This is a genomic window from Roseovarius litorisediminis (genome assembly GCF_900172295.1).
Lineage (GTDB): Bacteria > Pseudomonadota > Alphaproteobacteria > Rhodobacterales > Rhodobacteraceae > Roseovarius > Roseovarius litorisediminis.
Genome location: NZ_FWFL01000001.1, coordinates 185,855 through 210,089, shown reverse-complemented (window position 1 = coordinate 210,089; position 24,235 = coordinate 185,855). Strand labels below are relative to the sequence as shown.

Genomic DNA, 24,235 nt, shown 5'->3' with positions numbered 1-24,235 from the left:
GCCCCGCTTTACTTTTCGATGATTAAAATATCTGGTTAAAAAATGCCCCCGACTCCGGCTGGGCCAGGCGCGCTTATGACAAACCGAAATACAAGGCATGAAAAAATCAAAACTCAGCCTAAAATGGCTTGAAATCGTTCAGCTTGTCGCGCGCACCGGTTCGGTTCAGGGTGCAGCCGACGAGGCAGGCCTGTCGGTCAGCACCGCGTCGCATCACCTGCGTCGCCTCGAAGACAGCCTTGGTGTATCCCTTTTCGATCACACCCGCCGCCCCATGCGCGTCACCCCTGCCGGTGCCGTTTTCCTGCGCTACACCGACGAAGCTCTGCGCATCCTGCGCAAGGCCGAGGTTGAGGCGCAATCAGGTGACCTTTCTGAAACACGCAACCTAAGCCTGGCCCTGGTCGAGGACTTTGACAGCGAAATCGCCCCCGAACTGGCGCGTATTCTCGCCGCTGGTATGCCCAATTGCGCGTTTCGTCATCTGACACGGCCCAGCCACGACATTTTGGCGCTGCTGCGCAATCGCGATATCGACATTGGCGTCGCCACACGGCCTCAGTTCGATCAGTCTGATCTGACAGAGTACCCGCTGTTACGTGACCCGTTCGTTCTGGCCGTGCCTGCCAGCCTTGGCATCGCGCCCGAGGATTACATTGCCGATAAATCCGGCCTGCCCCTGTTGCGCTACAGCCAAAGCCAAATCATGGGAATCCAGATTGAACAACACCTGCGCCGCCTGCGCTTGTCGCTGCCCAACCGGTTCGAATTTGAAAGCACCCAGTCGATCATGAATACCGTGGCCGAAGGCGACGGTTGGACCATCACGACCCCCACCAATCACATGCGCGCGCGTCGCTTTAACCGTGCGATCAGTCTGATCCCGTTTCCCGGCAAAGGATTCGCCCGATATCTGTCGGTCTTCACCAACGACGCGCTTGCTGACAACCTGGTTGTTTCAGTCAACAGCACCCTGCGTCGGCTGGTACAATCACGCGCCATCGATCCCATGGTCGAGCGGCAACCCTGGCTTGCGGAAATCTTCACTCTTCTGCCTGATCGCAACAAGAACTAGGGCTGCGCTTTGTGGGTGCTGTGCGTTTCGCACGGTATCCACCCACAAACCTTAACGACCTTCCATGCACCGCAGCCTTATAAAATCCTGAATTTCCCCCGGATCGCGGCGTTCTGATCCGCCGTCAGATAATTGGGATGGTGTTCGGCCAGCACTTCTCGTGCCTTTTTGCGCGCCAGCGCCCAGGCATCGGGCGCGCCTTTTTCCTCCCAGGCCCTGGGATTGTCACGATCAGCCAATAACGGATAGAAATAATCCCGCTCCATCGCCGCCATGGTCTGGGCCCCGCCCAGAAAATGCCCTTCGCCCAGAACCGCGTCACAAATGGCGTCAAATCCAAGGTTTTCTTCGGTCACTTCGATACCGCGCAGCACCCGGTAAGTATTTGAATGCATTTCGTCATCCAGGATGAACGCCTCAAAGCTTGCCCCCAGAAGAGAGGCTGTCATACCCGAAGATTCGTAAATCAGATTGCCCCCTGCCAATGCTGCAGCAAGTGACGTCATGGCCTTTTCAGCCCCGTATTGGGCATCGATTGCCTTGGCATCGGTCATTGAAGCCGCCACGCCCGACGGCAGCCCCAGCCAATTACTCAATTGCGCTGAGGCCGCATTCAAAACAGCAATCTCCCCACCGCCACCGGCAAAGGCCCCGGTTCGCAGGTCAATTACCAACGGCCAATTGGAAAAAACCATTGGATGTCCAGGCTTTATAGCATGAACCATCACCAGACTGGCGAGTGTTTCCGCCAATGATTGCGCCAGAAAACCTGCCAATGTTGCCGGTGCCGTAGCCCCCGATTGCGCCGCCGTGATGCAGGAAACCGGAATATTGTGGCGCAGGCATTCAAACACCACATCCACCGCGTCCGCGCCAAACCTCATGGGCGAAATCACCGGACTGATATGTGCCTTTACGAACGGACGCCTGGCAAATTCACCGTCTCCTCCGGCTGCAATGTCAAACATCCCGACAATCGGCGCGACATTTTCTGCCAGGGTAAAAGCGGTTGCTACAGGTTTTGTTGTGTTCTTGATCAACGCATAGGCGGTGTTGACATCCAGATCGAACGGGTCAGGTACATCAGTCGCAATACAGCAGCGCGTGAACCAGCTAATATTGTTAAGAGTGTCCTGTAACCTTGTGAAATCATGTAAATCTTTTAGCGTTGAGGAACGGTAAACTCCACTGTCCATGTCCAGGGTCTGCACCGCCGCACCACCGGTACCAAAGTATACCTTGTTGCCACCGACCTCAATCGAACGGGCCTCGTCACGTCCGTGCAGAACAAAGGTTTTGGCCGCCCGGGCAATGGCATCTTCGACCAGCGATCGCGGCAAGGAAAACCGTCCCGACCCCAAATGCTGCGCCCCTGCCTTCAACAAAACCTCGGCCAGGTTGGCAGGCACTTCTCCTATTCCAAGCTGTTCCAGAAGTCGCAGCGCGGTATCGTAAATCGCCAGCAGATCTGCATCGCTCAGTGGTCTATAGAAACCACCAACCTGCCCCGGTGACGCTGGATTTACCAGCGGCGGCGCCGCGCGTTTCGCCATCCGCTCGCGTCGGCCCGACCGGCGCGATGCCCTGCCATTTTTTTCGGTCATTCATGAACTCCGGCAAAATCCGCGCAAAACCTTTGCGATCGGGTCTGTTGTCGCCATGGAACCTATCCACCCCCTCCCCAACAAGAAATTTTACTCTTTTCTTATTATCTCATATGTGAATTACGACTTCTTCGAAACTCCTAAGGTTCCATTGACCTTTCTTAGAAAAATTCCGTCATTGCTTTTTAAAACCAATCGGAGAATCTGATGAAAACCCAAACCCGTTGTGTTGTGATCGGTGGCGGCATTGCTGGCTGTTCGACCCTCTACCACCTGACACAGGAGGGGTGGAATGATGTTGTGCTGGTCGAACGAAACGAACTGACCAGCGGCACCACTTGGCATTCGGCGGCTCAGGTTACCAATTTTGGAATGAACCAGACCATGGTGGGTCTGAAAACCCATTCCATAAACCTTTACAAAGAGTTATCGGATGATCCTGAGTATCCGATAAACTACCATCACGGTGACGGCGGCATTCGTCTGGCCAACACCGAGGCACAGATGGAAGGCTACCGCCACTTTGCGTCCATGGCGCGTGGCATGGACGTGCATTTCGAAGTGATCGACGCCGCCGAATGCGCCCGCCGCCACCCTCTGATCTCAACCGAAAATCTTTTGGGAGGCCTTTGGGACCCTCTTGATGGCGATATCGACCCTGCGCAGCTTTGTCAGGCATTGGCCCGCCGCGCCCGCAATGCCGGGGCCGAAGTATACCGGAACACTCCGGTTACTGGCCTGACCCAGCGTAAGGACCACACATGGACCGTACATACCGAAAAAGGCGATATAGATTGCGATGTTGTCGTGAACGCCTGCGGCTACCGGGTGAACGAGGTGGGCGCGATGATGGGGGTGCACCACCCTGTCATGTCGATGGAACATCAGTATTTCCTGACCGAAGAGATCCCCGCCATCCGTGATGCGGCCCACCGCATGCCACTTTTGCGCTGTCCGATCAGCGACTACTATTGCAGGCAAGAGAAAAACGGCCTTCTGGTTGGATTTTACGAACAGGGCTGCAGGACCTGGGGCATGGACGGGATTGACCCGAATTTTGTCAACGCGCTTTGCCCGGACGACATTGATCGCGTCACGGACGTACTGGAAGGGGCCTTTGCCCGAATGCCCGCCCTGACCGAGGTGGGCATCCATACCGTGGTCAACGGGCCAATAACCTATACCATTGATGGCGCCCCCCTGGTTGGACCCATACCCGGAAAACGAAACGCATTTTGTATCATAGGCTTACGCGCCGGACTTGGCGAAGGTGGCGGGCATGGGTGGCTGTTGGCGCAACAGATCGTCCATGGCGAAGCCTGCTATGACACATGGCCACTGGATCCGCGCCGTTTTACCGGGCACGGGAATGTCGAACTTTGTGCGCTCAAGGCCGTCGAAGACTACCAAAACGAATTCCGCTTCCATTTTCCGCACGAACACCGCCCGGCAGGCCGCCCCGTCAAAACCACACCTCTTACACCTGTTCTTGCCGCCGAAGGGGCTGAATTTACCGTTGTAAATGGTTGGGAACGTGCAGATTTTTTCAAACCGACCCCAGATTTCAAAGAGACTCACTGCTTCCACTTCAATGAGGCATTTTCTGTAATCGCTGGCGAAGTGGCCGCGGTTCAAAACAGCGTTGGCCTGACCGAGGTCAATGGCTTCAACCGCTATGAACTGTCCGGCGATGGCGTGCATGACTTCCTTGATCGCATGATCTGCGGCAATGTTCCCCGCAGATCCGGGCGCGTTGGGTTGGGCTATTTGCTGAACCATCACGGCATGATCAAGTCAGAGGCAACAATCGCCAATCTACCGGGTGGTCGCGTTTGGTACGGGTCTGCAGCAGCAGCCGAATGGCATGATATGGACTGGCTGCGGAAACATCTGACGCCCGAGGACGATGTGCAGATCCGGTCGCTTACCAACGATCAGACCATTCTTGTAGTGGCCGGTCCAAAAGCGCGCGAAGTGATGCAGGCGGTAAGCCGTGCGGATTGGTCCGCAGCCGCCTTCCCATGGCTTTCCGTGCGTGAATGTTTTGTCGGAATAGCGCCAGCAACGGTCATTTCGGTCAGCTTTTCCGGGGAGTTAGCCTATGAAATTCATGTTCCGAACAACCAACTTTATGCGGCCTACCTTGCCCTGCGCGCCGCGGGTGAACCCCATGGGATGACACTCTTTGGCGCGCGTGCGATCGAATCGATGCGTCTTGAAAAAGGTTTCCTGCACTGGAAGGCCGAGCTGCTGACCGAATTTGATCCGTTCGAAACCGGACTGGACCGGTTTGTCAAAATGGACAAACCCGAATTCATCGGCAGAAAAGCCTTGCAAGCACGGCAGCAAAACGGCCCAAGGAAGCGACTTGTTTCACTTGTCGTAGACGGCACCGACGCACCGGCCCACGGCGGCGCATCGGTGATGCTGAACGATCGGGTGGTTGGAACAGTCACATCGGGTGATTGGGGCCACCGGGTTGGCAAAAATCTGGCATATGCCTTTGTTGACCCCGCTCTAGCGGTTCCGGGCAGGAAGCTTTGCATTGATATCATTGGAAAGATCACCCCTGCCCATGTGATAGACAGTTGCCCCTACGACCCGCAAATGACACTCCCTCGTCACTAGGGCGCATCACAATTAGTTGCCATTAGGCAGACTTCCTATACCTTCCCTAACTGACTATGCTTTTTGCTGGTCGTGTCAGGGTCTCGGAACCCGATATCGGGGATGGAAATTGTCAGTCTGGAAACAGTTTTTAGTGTTATGCCTGCTCGCCGGCGTCGCGTACGGCGGGTACATGGCCTATTTTACCTATTTCGCTCCCACCGCGCCCACTGCGTCAGAGCAGGCTGGACCGCGCCCTGTTTCAGTTGAACTGGCGCGCGCTGAACTCCGTGTTCTGAAACAGACCATCGAGGCCGTCGGCACAACGCGTGCGCGCCAGTCCGTTGAAATCGTGCCCGAAACTGAGGGGCGTATTGTTGAAATCAACATCAAACCTGGCGCTCAGGTTGCCAAAGGCGACGTTCTGGCACGTCTCGACGATACGATCGAGCGCGCCAATTTTACCGAAGCCGAAGCACGTCTGACTCAACAGCGCCAATCGCTCGACCGGATCAACGTGCTGCGCAAAACCAATGCCGTGGCTCGGGCCTCGCAGGAAGAAGCCACCGCACTTTTGGCCGAAGCCACAGCCCAGTTGGACCGTGCCCGCCGGCGCCTGGAAGAGCGCACAATCCGGGCTCCGTTTAACGGAATTGTGGGGCTGACCGATGTCGACCTGGGTGCCCGTGTCGCCGAGGGTGACCTGTTGACCCGGTTGGATGATCTGTCTGAAATCGAGGTGGAGTTTTCACTGCCAGAGACCCTGTTTGCCCAAATCCGTCCTGGTCAGGCGATCAGCGCCACCAGTTCAGCTTTCAAGGATCGAGAGTTCGCGGGTCGGATTGAAGCGTTAGACAGCCGTATCGACCCGGTTGGCCGATCTTTCAAGACCCGCGCTATCATTCCCAATCCAGACCATATCCTGCCCGCAGGCATGTTCATGTCGATCACCCTGACCTTATCTGAATCCAACGAGTTGGTCGTACCCGAGGAGGCGATCATTTTTCAGGCCGCGGATACATATGTGTTCGTGATCAAGGACGGCAAGGCATTGCGTCAACCTGTACAGACGGGCCAACGCCTTGGCGGGATCGTGGCTGTCGTGTCCGGATTAGAGCAAGGTGACCTGATCGTGGTTCGCGGGTTGCAACGAGTGCGCGATGGCAGCCCGGTAAATGTTCTTGGCGATGATCCAACCCCGGCAATGACAACGGATGGTGGCTCATGACACTGTCTGATATCGCAGTACGGCGCCCGGTGCTGGCGGCTGTGGTCAGCCTGTTAATCGTGATCTTCGGCATAGCCGCGGTGCAATCCATTCCGATACGCGAATTGCCCGATGTGGATAACGCTGTCGTCACCGTAACCACAGCGTATCGCGGTGCGGCGCCTGAAGTGATCGACACCGATATCACCGAACCAATTGAAGGTTCTGTCGCCTCAATCACCGGCATACGGTCAATCAGTTCGGAAAGCCGACAGGGGCGCAGCCAGGTCACTATCGAATTTGACACCAAGCGAGACATTGACGAGGCCGCGAATGACGTACGCGATGCGGTGGGCCGCGCGACCAGCAAACTACCTGAAAACGCCGATCAGCCTGCGGTCATCAAAAGCGATGCAGATGCCGACCCGGTGATGCGTCTTGCCATCACCTCGACCCGCATGACAACGGCCGAAATTACTGACTATATTGACCGCTTCATCGTTGATCGTATTGCAACACTCGAAGGGGTGGCCAATGTACGCATCTACGGTGCAAGGCCCTTTGCAGTGCGTATTTGGCTGGATCGTCGCGCCATGGCAGCCCGCAAACTTACCGTGGCCGATATCGAGACAGCCCTCCGGCGCAATAATATAGAACTGCCAGCAGGCAATGTTGAATCCCAGAATCGCCAACTATCCGTCCGTCTGAACAGTCGCCTGCAATCCGTTGACGATTTTCGCGATGTGGTGCTAGAAAGTGTCGCAGGCTATCCCGTCCGCCTAGGGGATGTGGCACGTGTTGCACCGGGCGTGGCGGATGACAGCACAATCGTGCGCACGAACGGCGCCGACGCCGTCGGTATGGCAATTCTGCGCCAGAGCCAGTCAAATACACTTGCGATCTCGAAAGCCGTCCGGGCCGAAATTGATCGTCTGAAACCCTCGCTGCCCGAGGGCCTTGAAATCATCATCGGATCGGATGATGCCCTGTTTGTCGGCGCCTCAATCCGCGAGGTGGTGATCGCGCTGATGATCTCGCTGGCGCTGGTCGTTCTTGTCATCCTGTTCTTTCTGCGCAGCCTGCGCGCAACTCTGGTTCCGGCCATCACAATTCCTGTATCGCTGATCGGTTGCTTTGTCCTTATCGGCGTCTGGGGATTTTCCCTGAATACGCTGACTTTACTTGCGCTTTTGCTGGCCATCGGTCTGGTCGTGGATGATGCAATTGTCGTATTGGAGAACATTCAGCGCCGGATTGAAAATGGCGAATCTCCTTTGGTGGCCAGCCTGCGTGGCGCGCGGCAGGTGACTTTTGCGGTCATCGCAACATCTGTCACGCTAATCGCCGTGTTTGTTCCGCTGTCTTTCATGCCCGGGCAGGTTGGGCGCCTGTTTGTCGAATTTGGCTGGGTCATGGCGGGCACTGTCGCCATTTCAACCTTCGTGGCCCTTACGGCCTGTCCTGCTTTGGCAGCAAAACTGCTGCGCGCCAAAGACTTGAAGGGGAAAACTTCAACAGACACGCAAAAATCTCTTTTTCAACGCTGCTATGCCGCGATCCTGAACAAATCGCTGCAAATGCCGGTGGTGGTTCTTTCACTGGCCCTTGCCATTACCTGCGGGGCCGCGTTTTTCTATAACGGCCTTCCAAGGGAATTGTCCCCGCGTGAAGACCGTGGCGTTGGCTTTGTGCCGCTTACAGCCCCGCAGGGCAGCACCATCTCTCATTCCGACATCGCTGCCAAACAAGTTGAAGAAATTCTTGAACCCCTGCGCCAAAGCGGCGTGATCGAAACCGTCTTTACCTTTACGGGTTGGGGCAACCGTGCATGGCGCTCGTTTGTCGTTTTTCGTCTGGCCCCGTGGGAGAAACGGGATCGCCCGATTGCGGATGTTGTTGCTGAAATTGCCCCTCAAATGAATAAGGTTACGGTCGCCCGGGGCTTTCCGGTCACCCCGGCCGGCCTGGGCCTGAGGGGCAATTCTACGCCTGTGCGGGTTGTCATCGGTGGTCCCGATTTTGAAAGCGTCAAGGTCTGGGCCCTGGCCATGCTGGAGAAAGCCGAACAGATACCCGGCCTGGTCAACCCCGAAATCAATTTTGATCAGAATCTTCCGCAACTTGATATCAACATAGATCGCGCCCGGGCGGATGATCTGGGGATCTCGGTTGATACCATCGCAAACACGCTGCAAACCATGCTGGCATCAAGCGAAGTGACAACATTTGTAAGCCGTGGTCGTGAATATCCTGTTTTGCTGCAAGCCTCTGAAGAAGATCGTCGCGACCCTTCGGACATTACAAATATCTTTGTTCGTTCGGGCGATAACGAAAGCCTGGTGCCCCTGGGCGCATTGGTCAGCCTGACGGAAAACGCCGCCGCCCCGTCACTGCGGCGGTTTGACCGGCTGCCATCGATCCAGCTGTCCGGTGCTTTGGAACCAGGTTATGATCTGGGCTCGGTCCTGACTAAAATCGAAGATACAGCGCGCGATATTCTTCCTGCCGAGGCCAAACTTGGTTATGAAGGCCAGTCGCGCACCTTCAAGGACACCTCTGCCGGCGCGGGGGTTGTCTTTATACTGGCGATTGTGATCGTGTTTCTTGTGCTTGCCGCACAATTTGAAAGCTTCCTTCATTCGGTCACCATTATCCTGACTGTGCCTGCAGGGATCGCCGGAGCGATCTATGCCATGGCCCTTGGTGGCCTGTCGCTGAATGTTTACAGTCAGATCGGCATCATTCTGCTAATCGGACTGGTTGCCAAGAACGGCATCCTGATTGTCGAGTTCGCAAATCAACTGCGTGATGAAGGTATGGAGGTGCGCGATGCCGTGATCGAGGCCTCTGTCCTGCGGCTGCGGCCAATCGTGATGACGGTGCTTTCAACCATCCTTGGGGCGCTGCCGCTGGTATTGGCCACCGGCGCTGGTGCCGAAAGTCGCAATGCAATCGGGACTGTCGTTATCGCGGGGCTGGCTGTGTCCTCGGTGATGATGCTGGTTGTCACGCCTGTCCTTTATAACCTGCTGGCAAGGTTCACCGTTCCCAGAGGAACAATCGAGAGGGCGCTGGAGACAGAGTTGCAGCGAAATCCATTGCCGAACTGAAGACTTGCCCCTGTTCGGTAGATTTCCGCCTACTGGGGAAACTCGCCGATAGCGTGGTAACCCGCACCTAACAATGCGATACAAAGGGGGTGCGGTATTGGAGGTCCTGAGTTGTTCGAATCACGTGTCACACGCCCGGTTCTGGCGTTTGCAGTTTTTGCCTTTCTGGCCGCAAGCGTGGGAGCGACCGAAGTGACCCTGAACGCCCCTGGCGTCTCAAAGGATTTTGGGGAAAAGCTGCGCCGGTCATCGCTAAGTATTGCCACGGCGGCAGGCGAAGACGTGACTCCACAAGACATGCTTGCCGCAGCGCAGGCCGACTATGCCCGTCTGGTTGGGGTACTTTACGCCGCAGGATATTTTGGCGGTGTCATTAAAATCAATGTCGATGGCCAGGAGGCCGCCAACATTCCCCCACTTTCAACCCCGAAACGGATTGACCGGGTCACGCTTGACGTGCGGCCCGGGGCGCCCTTTTTCTTTTCCACCGCACGAATTGCCCCCCTGGCCAACGGAACAACACTTCCAGAAGGTTTTGCCAAAGGCCAGCAGGCCCGGGGCGATCTGATCGGGGAAGCTGCCGCTGCCGGCATATTGCGCTGGCGCGAAGTTGGTTATGCCAAGGCAAAGGTCGTATCACAGGAAATTACCGCCGATCACAAAAAGCATACGCTTTCTGCAGATATTGGTCTGTCTCAAGGGCCATGGCTTAGATTTGGCAATCTCAATATCGCCAGGCAGGGCCGGGTCAGAGACAAGCGTATACGTGAAATTGCAGGCCTGCCCACGGGCGACGTATACTCACCGGACGAAGTTCGCAAAGCGGCCACCCGGCTACGCCGAACCGGCGCCTTCCGGTCGGTTGTATTGGAAGAAAACGAAAGCACCGGTCCCAGTGACACTCTGGATATTACAGCCGATCTGACCGACGCCAAACGCAGACGTGTTGGTGTTGGCGCCGAACTTTCATCGCTGGAAGGTCTGACACTTTCAGGCTTCTGGCTGCACCGTAACCTGCTGGGCGGGGCTGAGCGGCTAAGATTTGACGGCGAAATAAGCGGAATCGGCGGGGATTCGGGTGGTATCGACTACCGCCTGTCCACCCGATTTGAGCGCCCAGCCACGTTCACACCAGACACCAGTCTGTTTTTGCTGGCAAAACTGGAAGAACTTGACGACCCGGACTACCGGGAACGCAATATTCAGCTGGGCGCTGGCCTTAGCCACATATTCTCGGACAAACTGACAGGTGAGGCGGGGATAACCTATCGCTACACTGAAATTGATGACGATCTGGGATCGCGCAGCATTCAGCACCTGATCTTTCCTCTGCGACTTACGCTGGACAAGCGTGACAACGCGTTGGATGCCACCAAAGGGTTTTACATCGACCTTCACACCGACCCGTTTATCGGGCTTGATGAAAGCACAACCGGTGCCAGGGTTTATGCGGATACCCGGGTTTATCGCAGTTTTGGCGCCAACGACGGCGTTACCCTTGCGGCGCGTGCTCAGCTGGGTTCTGTCGCCGGGGCCAGCACCGCAGATGTGCCGCCAGATATGCTGTTTTTTTCCGGTGGGGCGGGCACGGTCAGGGGGCAGCCTTACCAATCGCTTGCTGTGGAACTCAGCGGCGGACGGCGTGTCGGGGGGCGGTCTTTCATGGCTTTCAGCGGCGAGGTGCGTGCTGACATAACCGACAAACTGGGTCTGGTTGTCTTTGCGGATACAGGGTTTGTCGGACAGGATGCATGGGCTACTGAGAATGGAAATTGGCACAGCGGCGCCGGGATTGGCGCGCGTTATACAACTGGGGTTGGCCCGATTCGGGTTGATGTCGCGACACCAATTGATGGCAGCAGTGGTACAGACTTTGAACTTTACATCGGAATTGGACAGGCCTTCTGATGCGGACATTAGTGATCATAACCCTGATTGCCTTTCTTGCGGCTGCCGGTTGGGCGCAGGATACAAGTCAGGATGACCGCGGATATTTGCAGGCTTTGCTGGAAGACAATCTTTCTGACGCTGGTCGAGAGGTCAGGATAAAGGGCTTTAAAGGAGCTTTGTCATCTTCCGCGACGATCGAAGAGTTGACCATCGCGGATGACAACGGCATCTGGATCACCCTCCACAACGTGGCATTGGATTGGACGCGCAGTGCGTTGCTGGCAGGAAAGCTTGAGGTAAACCGTCTGAACGCTGAGGAAATCCTGCTGCCGCGTCTTCCCAAAGGCGATGCAGGTCTGTCGCCCGCCGACGCAGAGGCCACCGACTTTTCCCTTCCCGAACTGCCGGTTTCAATTCGTATCGGTGAAATCAGCGCAGACCTTGTATACCTAGGCCAGGCCGTTTTTGGCGCCGAGGCTGAATTGTCGGTGACGGGCAGTGCAATTCTGGGCTCTGGCAACGGTCAAGCCAATCTTGCAGTTTCGCGAACCGACGGCCGTGGTGAACTGACACTTGATGCAGGGTATTCGAACCTCACAAGCGTTCTGGCGCTGAAGCTGGATCTTCGCGAGGATGAAGATGGAATTGCCGCCAACCTTCTGGGCCTGCCCGACCGCCCGGCCCTGGACCTGCAGATTGAAGGCGAAGATCCTCTTTCGTATTTCACGGCGCTGATCACCCTCGCCTCCGCCGGCGAACCCCGGCTGCAAGGCGACATCCAGATCCAGTCGACGCAGTCGCCAAATGAGCCAGGAAAGCAATTTTCCGCCAATCTGCAAGGCGATCTTGCCCCGTTGTTCAAGCCCGACTACCGACGCTTCTTTGGCGATCAAAGCCGCCTTGCACTAGAGGGGGTGGCATCGGATAGCGGAAAGGTTGAAATATCGAACCTGACGCTTGCATCCGCCGCGCTTGTACTTTCCGGCCAGCTTGAACTTAACGCTGATCACTGGCCCGTCCACTTTAACCTGAATGGTCAACTTGGTGATGGCACCCGGATCAGGCTTCCCATTTCCGGCCCGGGGACCTGGGTGGAAAAGGCGCAGGTCGCAGCCAGATTTGACGCGGAGCAGGATAATCAGTGGCAGGCGGACATCACCTTTTCCGAACTGGAACAAAATGCCTTGAAGGTAGCAAGGGGCACTTTGTCTGCGACAGGTGTGATCGGGCAATCCACCGTGAAATCTGTCTCGGCGCGCCTGGAGGTCTCTGTTGATGGTATCGAAAATTCAGATCAGGCACTTGCAAAGGCAATGGGTACAACCCTTAACGGTAGTGCCGATATTGACTGGCAGGAAGACGCGCCACTTGAAGTTAGCGATCTCACCCTGAAGTCAGGCGATGTCCAGCTTGAGGGCGACGCAACTCTGGATGGCCTGTCCGAAGGATTCCCCGCCTCAGGGCATTTGCGGATTGTCGCTGACGATCTTGGGCGTTTTGGCCCATTGGCAAATCGGGGACTGGCGGGACGTGCAGATGCAACGCTGTCGGGTAACGGCACGCTTCTGGGCGGCGCCTTTGATATCACGCTGGACGCCCAGACGACAGATCTGAACACCAGCACACCGCGTCTTGATCCATTACTGGCGGGCAAAAGCAATATGCAGCTTGCAGTCATGCGCGATACTTCCGGCACGGAGCTGCGAAAGCTGGCATTTATAAATGACGCCCTGTCGGCGAATGCCGCCGGTCGGATTGACACCGACCGGGGAAAACTGGGGATTACCGCGCAGGTCTTTGACATATCGCTAGTCGAACCCAAGCTGTCAGGCCCGGCTAGAGTTGCTTCGGATTTCAGCTGGCAGGCTGGCGGCGACGTAACCCTGACTGCTTTGAACCTGCAAGTGGCGGATGCAACCCTGAACGCCGCCGGCTCGGTTTCACCCGAACGACCGGGGTTACCGGTCACCGGAAACCTGCAAGCGACAATCAATGACCTGTCCCGATTTGCAGCCCTTTCCAAGCATAATCTGGCAGGAAAACTTGATCTTTCGCTCGACGGATCAGGCGCGTTGCAAGGTCAGGACTTTCAGGTTTCGGCCAGTTTGAATGGCAATGGCGTGAAAACCGGCATTGCCACTCTTGATCAGCTGATAGCAGGAAGTCTGACATTCAGTACGGTTTCAGGGCGCAGGGGAAACCAGCTTGATATCCGCTCATTGTCCCTTAAATCGTCGCAACTGCAGTTGGATATCAAAGGTGACGATAACGGCACTGGACCGCTGCAGATCAATGGGCGTCTTGCAAATCTGGGCCTTCTTGCACCGGGCTTTGACGGCCCGTTAAGCGCCTCGGGCACGATTGCGCATCTTGGTCCAGATGCGCGTGACGTTGCTGTCGCTCTCAGCGCCATCGGCCCCGGTGGCACCACAGCAAACGTGCAAGGCAACATTGTAAATTACGGCGAACGTGTTGATCTGGCCCTGACCGGTAAAGCTCCGATGGCACTTGCCAACAACTTCATCACGCCGCGTTCCGTTCAGGGCAATGCTGCTTTTGACCTTCGGCTTTCCGGCCCTCCGACTCTGTCTGCGCTTTCCGGCACCATCAGTACCAACGATGCGCGCCTGTCGCTTCCTGCCCTGAAGTTCGCAGTCCAGAACGTTGCTGGCACTGTTTCGCTGGCGTCTGGTAGTGCGCAAATTGATATGGCGGGGCAATTACGCGACGGCGGCAGGGCTACGGTTGCCGGCACGATCAACCTGGCAACCCCGTTCGTGGGTGACATTTCTGCAAATCTGGAAAACGCCGTACTGACTGACCGCATTCTGTACGAAACGACCGTGAACGGAAACGTCGCTATTGCCGGGCCCCTGACTGGCGGTGCGCGCATCGGTGGTGAATTGCAGCTGGATGAGACTACAGTTCGGATACCGTCCTCGACTGCTGCGGCAAGCGTTTCATTGCCCGATATTCAACATCTGAACGAACCTGCGAATGTCAGGGCGACGCGCGCGCGGGCCGGTCTTGTGAAGACCGCCGAAACCAAACCAGGCAAACCATTTCCTCTAAGTTTGACGATCAACGCCCCAAACCGAATTTTTGTACGCGGCCGGGGGCTGGATGCAGAACTGGGGGGGCGTTTGTTTCTGACCGGGGACACTAACAATGTCGTACCAAGTGGCTTTTTCCAGTTGATCCGCGGTCGGCTTGATATTCTGGGTAAACGCTTGGATCTGACTGAAGGGCTGATAGACCTTCGCGGCGCCCTGGACCCCTACCTCAGATTTGTTGCCGAAACCCAGTCGGATGACATTTCAATTCAGGTCATTATCGAAGGATTGGCCAGCGAACCGGAAATTACGTTCCAATCCCAACCCGAGTTGCCCCAAGAGGAAGTAGTTTCGCGCCTTCTGTTCGGCCGAGGACTGGATACGGTTTCACCCTTTCAGGCAGCGCAACTTGCCTCGGCTGTCGCCACGCTTGCTGGCCGCAGCAATAATGACATTGTGGGCCGCCTGCGTGACACGGTCGGTCTGAGCGATCTTGACATTTCTTCAACCGAAGAAGGTTCAACACAGGTCAAGGCAGGTGCCTACCTGTCCAAAAATATCTATTCAGAGGTTACAGCCGACAGCGAGGGCCGACAGGAGATCAACCTGAACCTTGACATAAACTCGCGCCTGACGGTCAAGGGTGGCCTTGACAATGAAGGCGGTACCGGGCTGGGTATCTTCTTTGAAAAGGATTATTAGATGTTCCGCATTCGTATAAGCGGAACCTGTTTCACATCAGGGGGGCCGATATGCTGACACTGAACTCTGCAAGCTCTGACCTTTTGGTGATTGATTTTCAGACCCGGTTGATGCCAGCCATTCATGACTCAGACGCTGTGATAAGCAATGCGTTCAGCCTGATCGAAGCGGCCAGATATCTGAATCTGCCCCTGACTTATACCGAGCAGAACCCAGAAAAATTGGGGCACACGCTGACAAAGCTTGCGCCGTATCCCGGTGAAGTGCTGCATAAGATGACTTTTGACGCGCTACGCACACCAAAGGTTGCGGGCCACATAGATGGAACGAATGCAATCGTCGTCGCTGGCTGCGAGGCCCATGTCTGCGTCCTTCAGACTGTGCTTGGCCTGATTGATGCCGGTCGTCAGGTGTTTGTGGTCGCCGATGCCGTTGGTTCCCGAACCCCGCAGAACAGACGAGCCGCCCTTGAACGAATGGCCCGCCACGGCGCCGAGATCGTGACAACTGAAATGGTGATCTTTGAATGGCTCGGATCGGCCGAACACCCATCTTTTCGCGACATCCTCAAGCTTGTCAAATAGGCAGGGCGTGCAATCACATGCATTCAACGTTCATTCGCATTCCAATGGGAATTCACACTGTCAACTTTGGCCCGCCACAACGAAATGAAGGCCTGTGCCAGTTGTGACGGTGGCCGGTGTGCCGGGGTCAGCGTTGCAAAAGAAAGGGTGATTTCAGGACTGAATGGGCGGAAAACAACACGGTGCGCAGCCTCTCCGCGATAGTGCCGATAGGTTTCTGCAGTCAATGTATCTACAATTGCACAAGCGAGCCCTTCTTCGACATAGGTCAGCAAGGGCAGATAATACTGCGTTTCAAAACGTACCACCAACTCCGCACCGGCAACCTGAAAAGCTCTGCGAATTTCACGATGGCTGTGGTGCTCCCTGTGCAACGTCGCTAATGGCCGGCCATTCAGATCAGCGGGTTGCAACACCTTTTTCTGCGCCATCGGGTCATTGGCAGGAACGGCAAACAAACAATCGCTGGCAAAGGGTTCGGACCGCACAAGCGAGGTGTTCAGACTATATTCCACCCCCAGATCGGCAATGCCAACGTCGTAACTTTGGGTTGATACCAGTTGATGCACCTGCGGCGAGCTGCGGGTGACCACCGTCGCACGGATATCATTGTTGTTTTTTGCAATCTGGCTAACCAGCTGGGGGACAAGAAATACCGAAGGCCCCGGCATAGCGACAATGCGCAATTCGCCACTTTGGAGGGCTTTAAGGTTCTGAATATTGCGTTCCGTCGTGGTTAGCTGGTCCAGTATCTGAGTGGCTTCTTCCAGCAGATAATGCGCTTCAGGCACTGGATACAGTCGCTTGCCGCGCCGCTCGAACAGCTGAAATCCCAACCCGGCCTCCAGTGTGGCAAGTGTGCTGCTGATGGCGGGTTGGGTGCGACCAAGATTACGAGCGGCCTGTGACACCGATCCTGACAGCATGATTTCGCGAAAAACGGTAAGTTGGGTCATGTTCATACCCAATCTCTATATTAGAATTTATTATGTTCAGAGAAAAATTTGCAATTTGTATTTATGTTTTTTTTGCGCAACCATCCTGCTCACTAAAGGGGCAAGTATCTTGCAGGTCACGTTGTCGAACTGGCCTTCAAGGCAAATTTCCCAATTTGTACAACAGCGGAGAGAAAAAATATGAAAATGATTACCAGATTTGCAGCTGTCGCCGTGGCAGGTGCCATGATGATCGGCACCGCATCGGCACAGGAGATGAAATTCTTCCGTATTGGTACCGGTAGCGCCGGAGGCACCTATTTCCCTATCGGCGGGCTGATTGCCAACGCCATCTCAAACCCGCCCGGCTCGCGACCCTGCGGAGAAGGTGGCAACTGTGGTGTGCCCGGTCTTGTGGCGATTGCACAGTCGACCAATGCCTCGGCCCATAACGTGAATGCCATTCAGGCAGGCCAGATGGAGGCCGGGCTGACCGGGGCTGCCACGCTGAACTTTGCCTATAACGGCACCGGCGTGTTCGAAGGCAATGCCAAGAAGGACCTGCGCGTGATTGCCAACCTGTTCCCCGAAGACGTGCATCTGGTGCTGCCCAAGGGGACGACGCTGGACAGCCTGAAAGCGCTGGAAGGCAAGCGCGTGGGCATTGCACAGGCCGGATCGGGCACGCAGATCGCGGTTGAGCTTATTCTGGCCACCCAGGGCATCACCCGCGATAACATTGAAGAGGCCGAGCTGAACAATACTCAAAGTGCCGAACGTCTGGCCGATGGTCAGCTGGATGCTTATTTCTACGCTGCCGGTACGCCTGTGGCGGCGATGATCCAGCTTGATAACACCAAAGGCATGGAGCTGTATAGCTGGACCGACGAAGAACTGACCGCCGGCAATAATGCTGTGCCCTATTACATCAAGTCGAAAATTCCGGGGGGCACGTATCCCGGCGTTCAATACGATGTCGATACGCTGGCCGTGTCGGGCATGCTGGTCGCCAATGCCAATCAGGACGAAGAGCTGGTCTATGAAATCACCAAGGCCCTTTGGTCGGATACTGCGCGCAAACTGCTGGACAGCGGCCACCCCAAGGCCAAGGTCATCACAGTTGAAACCGCCCTTGACGGGGTTGAAGGCATCGGCGTGCCGCTGCACCCGGGTGCCGAGCGGTACTATCGCGAAATTGGAATGCTGCAATAAGCAGCCATTCGGGGGCGGGCCATTGGTGCCCGCCCTTTTTTCACCCCCCGGCATTCCCAAACCAACTGGCGCAACCTGATCTGCGCCCGCAAAGGCAGTGATCCCATGACCTCTGATCCAATTTCCACACAGCTTGACGAAAAACAGCTGGAAGAACTGGAAAAGAAATACGACAGCGCCCTCAACACTCGTGACAACGGGCCGGTGGTGTCGCAGTTTCTGTATTGGGCCATGATCGCCTTTGCCTTCTATCACATCTGGACCGCCGGATTTGGCACGCCGGTGGATCACATCCACATGGGTATCCATCTGGCAGGGCTTTTCCTGTTTATCTTTCTCAGCTTCCCCCTGATCCGCAACGCCCGCACGCTGGCCTATTCAGGCAAAGCGATGTCACCCGGCAATGTGCCGCTGTTTGACTGGGCGCTGGCGCTGGCGGGCATGGTTGCGGCCTTGTTTTTATGGGCCAGCTGGCGGGGCTTCACCTGGTTCGGACTGGACATTCCGGAACAGGCGCTGCGTCAAGGTAACCCGACCCAAACCGATGTGGTGCTTGGTACGATTCTGGTTGTCGCCACACTTGAGATCGCCCGCCGCACCATCGGTTTTGTACTTCCGCTGATCATTCTGGTTTTCATGTCCTACGCCCTGTTTGGCCCCTATATGCCGGTGCAGATCCTGCAACACCCCGGCGTGGACTGGCACCAGTTCATCAACAACATGTACTTTCCGTCGGAAGGTATCTTTGGTGTCACGCTCTGGGTGGTCTCGACGGTGGTGTTTCACTTTGTGCTGTTCGGCGTCGTTGCCCAACGCATGGGGCTGGGACAATTCTTCGTCGATAACGCGATGATCCTTGCCGGGCGCTATACCGGCGGACCTGCCAAGGTCTCGGTCGTGTCGTCGGCATTTTTCGGCACCATCTCGGGCTCGAGCATCGCCAACACCGTTTCTACCGGGTCGCTGACCATCCCCAATATGAAGAAGATGGGTTATCCGGGGCATTTCGCCGGCGGGGTCGAGGCGGCCTCAAGCGCCGGAGGCCAGATCACTCCGCCGATCATGGGTGCTGCCAGTTTCCTGATGGCCGAGTATCTTGAGGTGCCCTATACCACCATCGTCATAGCCGCCATCGTACCCGCGCTGATGCATTATATCGGTGTGCTGTCGATTGTGCATTTCACCGCCAAACGACTGGGCCTGCACGCCTACCCCAAAGACCAGTTGCCGAAAGTGGCGCAGGTCTGGCGCGATGGCTGGTTCACCATTATCCCGCTGATTGCCCTGCTGGTGGTGCTGTTTTCCGGTTATTCACCGAATATGGCAGCCTTCATGGGGCTGACGCTCTGCATTGTTGTGGGGTTTTGCGCCCCCGACAAACCCGCCACCCTGCTGATCCCGCTGGCATTGCTGGGTTTTATTTTCTGGAAAGCCTCTCCCCTCAGCGGCGAAGGTTTTTCCCCGAGCCTTGCCGGCATCCTTGCCGCACTGACGCTGGTGGGGGCCCTTAACCGGAACAAGCGCAAGACCTTCAAGGATCTCTTCGACAGCTTCCATGTCGGCGTCCAATATGCGTTGGCCGTCGGCGCTGCTTCGGCCGCCGTAGGCATCGTCGTGGGCGTGATCAACACCACCGGTATCGGCTTTCGCCTTGGCTTCATGGTCACAAACGGGGCGGCCGATATCGCGGCAAGCCTTCATCCGCTGATCGGCTGGCTGCCCGGCGAGGCCTTTACCCAGGGCGGCATCCAGCAATTCGTGTCACTGGTCCTGATCGCCATGGCCTGCATCCTGATGGGCGCAGGTCTGCCGACGACAGCGCTTTACATAATGCTGGTGGCCGTCGCCACCCCGGCCCTCAGCCAGTTGGGCGTGCCGCCTTTGGCCACCCATATGTTTGTTCTCTATTACGGCGTGATATCGGAAATCACCCCACCGGTCTGTGCCTCGGCCTACGCTGCCGCCGGTATCGCCAATGCCAATCCGTTCCGTACAGGGGTCAGTGCCTTTACCCTTGGACTGGGCAAACTGATGGTGCCGATGGTCTTTGTCTATGCGCCCACGATGCTGATTGTGCTGCCCGAGTATTTCACCCTTACCTCGTTCCTTCAGGTGTCGCTCACCTGCGGCTTGGGTATTTTTGTGATTGCCACAGCGGTCTCGGGCTTCTTCCTGATGCGCCTGTCAGGCCTGTGGCGTCTAAGCATGGTCGTAGGCGGTGTTCTGCTGGTCGCCCCAAGCCTTACCAGTGACCTGTTGGCACTGGTTGTTATTGCTCCGGCCGTACTATTCCAGATCATGGCGCAGCGGCGCACAGCGGGGAACCCGGCATGAGCAGCGAAACCAATAATCCGGTTGCCGTGATCGGCGGAGGCATTGTCGGCATTTGCACCGCCCTCACCCTGGCCGAACGTGGCGTTCGCGTTCAGCTTTTTGACCGTGACACTCCCGGACAAGGCGCGTCGATGGGCAATGCCGGTGTAGTCTCACCCTTCGCGGTCGTACCGCAATCATTACCCGGAACGTGGCGCCGCATTCCGCGTTGGTTGCTGGATCCCCTGGGGCCGGTCGCCCTGCATCCTACCTACCTGCCCCGGTTTCTGCCGTGGGCGCTGCGTTTTCTAAAGGCAGGCCGTCAGGCAGAGGTTGAGCGCATCGCAACAGCAATGCATATGCTGAACCACGACAATGTCGATCTGTATCGTCAGCATCTCAAAGGCACCGGGCACGAGGATCTGATCCGCGAAAGCTGCTACGTGATGGCAAGTCGGGACCCGGCCAAACTGGATCTGAGCGGATTCGAAATGGACTTGCGCCGCCAATATGGCCCTCCTCCGGAACGTATAGACCGGACCGAATTGCGCCGGATCGAGCCCGCACTGTCCGCCGACTTCTCGGGCGCGATTCTGATCCGGGGCCAGGCCCGGGCAACTGACCCGGGCCGCATCTGTGCGGTGCTGCTGGACAAACTGAAATTGCTTGGCGGTATTGTCACTCAGGCCGAGGTCGTCGAGCTTAAACCCGACGATGGCGGGTCTTGGCAAATCATAACATCCTCAGGCACCCACGCCGCCGAACAGGTGGTTCTGAGTGCCGGGGCCTGGTCAGCAAGGTTGCTGGCACCATTGGGGGTAAAGGTGCCGCTTGAGGCCGAGCGCGGCTATCACATTGTCTTTCCCGATGCCGGTGTGACTCTGAACAATTCGGTTATGGACATGGATAAAAAATTCGTGGCCAGCAGTATGGACATGGGGCTGCGCGCCGCTGGCACCGCTGAATTTGGCGGGCTGGGTTCTGGCCCAAGCGATCGCCGCGCAGGGGCCCTTGCAACGGTTGCCCGGCAGATGTGCCCCGATTTGGGAAAAGCGGACTACAACACATGGTCGGGCTTTCGCCCCTCGTTCCCTGACAGCCTGCCTGCCATCGGGGCAATCCCTGGCCAACCTGGATTGACAGCTGCTTTTGGGCATAGCCACTGGGGGTTCATGATGGGCCCCAAAACCGGGCGCCTGGCGGCCGATTTGGTGATGGCCCGAAATACAAACATTGACCTCTCCAGCTACCGCCCTGATCGTTTTTCATAGACGGGCCCGATTGCGCCTGGCAACACCACGTTATCGAACCCCGTAAAAATCAGGGAAGTGCCACACCCGCTTCTTGGAAAGATAGTATATGAAAATCGTCAGGACAGACCGAGAACTGCAAACGCCGCTGCTGGACGGGGCATTGCAGGACGCCGGACATGATCTGGTGCTGCTTCCCGACGGCATTTCCGAGGATGATCTGGTAGATGCAGTTCGTGACGCCGGACTTTTGCTTATGTGCTACACGCCGATCACCCGGCGAGTTATCGAGACGGCAAAAAATTTGCGGGGCATCGTAAAATATGGCGTCGGAATCGATGCCATAGACATTCCCGCGGCGATCGAAAACGAGGTGACTGTCGTCAACATCCCGGAATACGCCGAAGAAACTGTCGCCGAGGGCGCCTTTGCCCTGATGATGGCCCTGGCCAAAAATCTGATTCCGCTAAACCGGCAGATGGATGCAACCGGATGGGCCTGGCCCGAGCCAACCTGGCTGGGATCGGATATTGCGGGCAAGACCGTCGGTATTATCGGTTTGGGCAGGATCGGATGCAGCATGGCCCGCATGGCCGGATTGGGGTTCAGGGCGCGCGTGATATCCTACAGCCCTCACACTCCGGAAGAGGATATGCGCAAGCTTGGCGTCGAAAAAATCGATAATCTTTCCGACCTTCTGTCGCAGAGTGATTTTGTTACTATCCACTGCGTGCTGAATGATGAAACCCGCAGCATGATTGGTGAGGCAGAATTGCGCGCCATGAAACCGAATGCCTTTTTGATCAATGTATCGCGCGGCGCAATCGTCGATGAAAACGCGCTGGTTCGCGCTATCAGCGAAAAGTGGATCGCAGGGGCCGGGCTGGATGTCTTTAGCAATGAACCGCTTTCCCGCCGGGGCCACCCGCTCAGCCCGCTTTTCGACCATCCCAATGTGATCCTGTCACCGCATCTTACATTCTATACCCAACAGGCGATGGAACGCCTGGAATCAGAAACGCTGGAACGGTGCCTGGAACTGATCGAAGGGCGTGAAGTTCTGGTTAAATCGGCTGATCCCCGGCTGCGGATGCAGACAAAAGGGGTGATTTTTCAAGATATTACAATTTCTTAGAGTTCGGAGCCAACAATGGATGCTACTGCCCCAAACCACATGTTCGAAGCGTCAGAAAATCCATTGTTAAACCTGCACGAGATGCCGTTAATCATTGCAACCGACGCCGCCATAGAAAACCACGCTGCGACGGGCCGCGCCGAGTGACATCGACCCGACGATCCCGTCACGCGGCGGCCTTGATCGCCGTTACCACAATGTCCAGCGCCTGGTCCAGATCCGCGCGCGCGATCGTCAACGGTGGCGACAGGGTCAAAACGCATCCCTGGCTGATCTTGAAACTCAACCCTGCCTCAAGGCACGCATAGTAGATTTTCTCGGCCTTTGCGTTGCCTGGCGTCTTGTCAGCGCGATCCTCGACAATCTCGACTCCGAACATCAGACCGCGACCGCGAATATCACCCACAATCGGGCAATCGGCCAAGCGATCCTGCAGGGTCTGCATTGCATGTTGGCCCAATTCAGCCGATCGTTCGACCAATCCTTCATCTTCGATGATTTCAATGGTTGTCAGCGCCGCTCGGGCTGTCACCGGGTTTTTCTCGTGCGTATAATGCCCGATGGCGAAATCGCCACAGACATCCAGATCACGCCGCGCGATGCAAGCGGCGATAGGCAGAATTCCCCCGCCCAAAGCTTTGCCGATAGTGACGATATCGGGGATTACCCCATCATGGTCGAAAGCAAACATGCGTCCGGTTTTACCCAGACCGGTCGGAATCTCATCCATGATCAACAGCGCCCCGCGCCGGTTGCAGGCGTCGCGTACGGCAGCCCAGAATCCCGGCGGCGGCACATAGGGTACGGCACGCATCGGCTCGGCAATGACAGCGGCGACGTCGCCTTCACGTTCCAACACGTAGTCAACCATCTTGGCACAGGCCAGCCCGCAAACATCGGGGCCGGCGTGATTGTACGGGCAGCGATAGCAGGCGAAGGGCGCCACGTGTTCAGCGCCGGGCAATAGCGGACCCGCAATATGGCTGCGGAAAGTCGCTTCGCCCCCTACACTTGCCGCCCCCATGCCGGCGCCGTGAAAGGCATCCCAGAATGATACGGTTTTAAACCGCCCGGTGGCTGCACGAGCAATCTTCAGGGCCACTTCGTTGGCATCTGAACCGCCCGTTGTGAACAGTGTTTTGCCTAGGTCACCAGGGGCTATTTTGGCCAGTTTTTCTGCCAGCGCGACCGCGGGATCATTGGTAAAGCGCCGCGGGGCAAAAGGCAGATCATCCAGCTGGTCCTTGATTGCCTTGATCAGACGGGGGTGGCCATATCCGATATGATGAACGGAATTCCCGTGGAAATCCATGAAGCGACGACCGTCCATATCCTCGATCCAGATACCTTCGGCCTTTGCTATCGTACTCACACAGGGGCTGGACAGGCTTTGGTGCAAGAACACATCGGAATCACGTTTCAATAGCGGTTCAGATTTTGGGCCGATGGATTTTTTCAACCATGTCTGCCGGGCGTCCGACGTGTTGGATTCACCCTCGGTATGAACGATTTTAAGGACCATCTTGCACCTGTGAGAAAAAGGCGGGCCCGGAATTGG

General features: G+C 56.6%; 15 protein-coding genes. 12 read left to right on the top strand and 3 right to left on the bottom strand.

Going from position 1 to position 24,235, the window contains the following annotated elements; translation table 11 throughout:
• The first annotated feature begins 97 nt into the window (after positions 1 to 97).
• Positions 98 to 1,075 carry a LysR family transcriptional regulator gene (locus PEL8287_RS00915; RefSeq protein ID WP_085890485.1) on the top strand — a complete coding sequence of 326 codons (978 nt, stop codon included), beginning with the start codon at positions 98 to 100 and terminating at the stop codon, positions 1,073 to 1,075.
• A 77-nt stretch (positions 1,076 to 1,152) separates the two neighbouring features.
• On the opposite strand, the gene PEL8287_RS00910 is transcribed toward PEL8287_RS00915, so the two are convergent.
• Complete coding sequence (locus tag PEL8287_RS00910) at positions 1,153 to 2,679, bottom strand: trimethylamine methyltransferase family protein (protein WP_085890484.1); 1,527 nt, start codon at positions 2,677 to 2,679, stop codon at positions 1,153 to 1,155.
• 207 nt (positions 2,680 to 2,886) lie between these two features.
• On the opposite strand from PEL8287_RS00910, the gene PEL8287_RS00905 reads away from it, so the two are divergent.
• The 6 genes from PEL8287_RS00905 (at position 2,887) to PEL8287_RS00880 (ending at position 15,832) form a co-directional block, all read left to right on the top strand.
• Positions 2,887 to 5,307, top strand: a complete 2,421-nt coding sequence (locus PEL8287_RS00905; RefSeq protein WP_085890483.1) for a GcvT family protein — start codon at positions 2,887 to 2,889, stop codon at positions 5,305 to 5,307.
• A gap of 172 nt (positions 5,308 to 5,479) precedes the next feature.
• Complete coding sequence (locus PEL8287_RS00900) at positions 5,480 to 6,514, top strand: efflux RND transporter periplasmic adaptor subunit (RefSeq protein ID WP_085890482.1); 1,035 nt, start codon at positions 5,480 to 5,482, stop codon at positions 6,512 to 6,514.
• Entirely contained in the window at positions 6,511 to 9,603 is a 3,093-nt protein-coding gene (locus PEL8287_RS00895; RefSeq protein ID WP_085890481.1) for an efflux RND transporter permease subunit, read from the top strand. Before PEL8287_RS00900 ends, PEL8287_RS00895 begins: the two co-directional genes overlap by 4 nt.
• Before the next feature lie 111 nt (positions 9,604 to 9,714).
• A complete protein-coding gene (locus PEL8287_RS00890) occupies positions 9,715 to 11,511 on the top strand; it encodes an autotransporter assembly complex protein TamA (protein ID WP_085890480.1) in 1,797 nt (598 codons plus the stop codon).
• Positions 11,511 to 15,248: a translocation/assembly module TamB domain-containing protein gene (locus tag PEL8287_RS00885; RefSeq protein ID WP_139837653.1), complete on the top strand. Its 3,738-nt coding sequence runs from the start codon at positions 11,511 to 11,513 to the stop codon at positions 15,246 to 15,248. Before PEL8287_RS00890 ends, PEL8287_RS00885 begins: the two co-directional genes overlap by 1 nt.
• Before the next feature lie 50 nt (positions 15,249 to 15,298).
• On the top strand, positions 15,299 to 15,832 hold the full coding sequence (locus tag PEL8287_RS00880; RefSeq protein WP_085890478.1) for an isochorismatase family protein: 534 nt from the start codon (positions 15,299 to 15,301) through the stop codon (positions 15,830 to 15,832).
• A 23-nt stretch (positions 15,833 to 15,855) separates the two neighbouring features.
• On the opposite strand, the gene PEL8287_RS00875 is transcribed toward PEL8287_RS00880, so the two are convergent.
• Positions 15,856 to 16,788 (bottom strand): LysR family transcriptional regulator, encoded by a 933-nt coding sequence (locus tag PEL8287_RS00875; RefSeq protein WP_235862100.1) that lies wholly within the window; start codon positions 16,786 to 16,788, stop codon positions 15,856 to 15,858.
• A 180-nt stretch (positions 16,789 to 16,968) separates the two neighbouring features.
• On the opposite strand from PEL8287_RS00875, the gene PEL8287_RS00870 reads away from it, so the two are divergent.
• The 5 genes from PEL8287_RS00870 to PEL8287_RS20415 all read left to right on the top strand — a co-directional run bounded on the left by PEL8287_RS00870 (position 16,969) and on the right by PEL8287_RS20415 (position 22,824).
• On the top strand, positions 16,969 to 17,979 hold the full coding sequence (locus PEL8287_RS00870; RefSeq protein WP_085890476.1) for a TAXI family TRAP transporter solute-binding subunit: 1,011 nt from the start codon (positions 16,969 to 16,971) through the stop codon (positions 17,977 to 17,979).
• Between the two features lie 105 nt (positions 17,980 to 18,084).
• Positions 18,085 to 20,313, top strand: a complete 2,229-nt coding sequence (locus tag PEL8287_RS00865) for a TRAP transporter permease (protein WP_085890475.1) — start codon at positions 18,085 to 18,087, stop codon at positions 20,311 to 20,313.
• Positions 20,310 to 21,563, top strand: coding sequence for an NAD(P)/FAD-dependent oxidoreductase (locus tag PEL8287_RS00860; RefSeq protein ID WP_085890474.1), 1,254 nt, complete (start codon positions 20,310 to 20,312; stop codon positions 21,561 to 21,563). The genes PEL8287_RS00865 and PEL8287_RS00860 overlap by 4 nt, the downstream gene beginning before the upstream one ends.
• Positions 21,564 to 21,651: 88 nt before the next feature.
• Positions 21,652 to 22,677, top strand: a complete 1,026-nt coding sequence (locus PEL8287_RS00855) for a 2-hydroxyacid dehydrogenase (RefSeq protein WP_085890473.1) — start codon at positions 21,652 to 21,654, stop codon at positions 22,675 to 22,677.
• A 15-nt stretch (positions 22,678 to 22,692) separates the two neighbouring features.
• Positions 22,693 to 22,824 (top strand): hypothetical protein, encoded by a 132-nt coding sequence (locus tag PEL8287_RS20415; RefSeq protein WP_268877789.1) that lies wholly within the window; start codon positions 22,693 to 22,695, stop codon positions 22,822 to 22,824.
• A gap of 19 nt (positions 22,825 to 22,843) precedes the next feature.
• Here PEL8287_RS20415 and pbfA read toward each other — a convergent pair whose 3' ends face one another.
• On the bottom strand, positions 22,844 to 24,199 hold the full coding sequence (pbfA, locus tag PEL8287_RS00850) for a (R)-1-hydroxy-2-aminoethylphosphonate ammonia-lyase (RefSeq protein ID WP_085890472.1): 1,356 nt from the start codon (positions 24,197 to 24,199) through the stop codon (positions 22,844 to 22,846).
• Positions 24,200 to 24,235 lie beyond the last annotated feature (36 nt).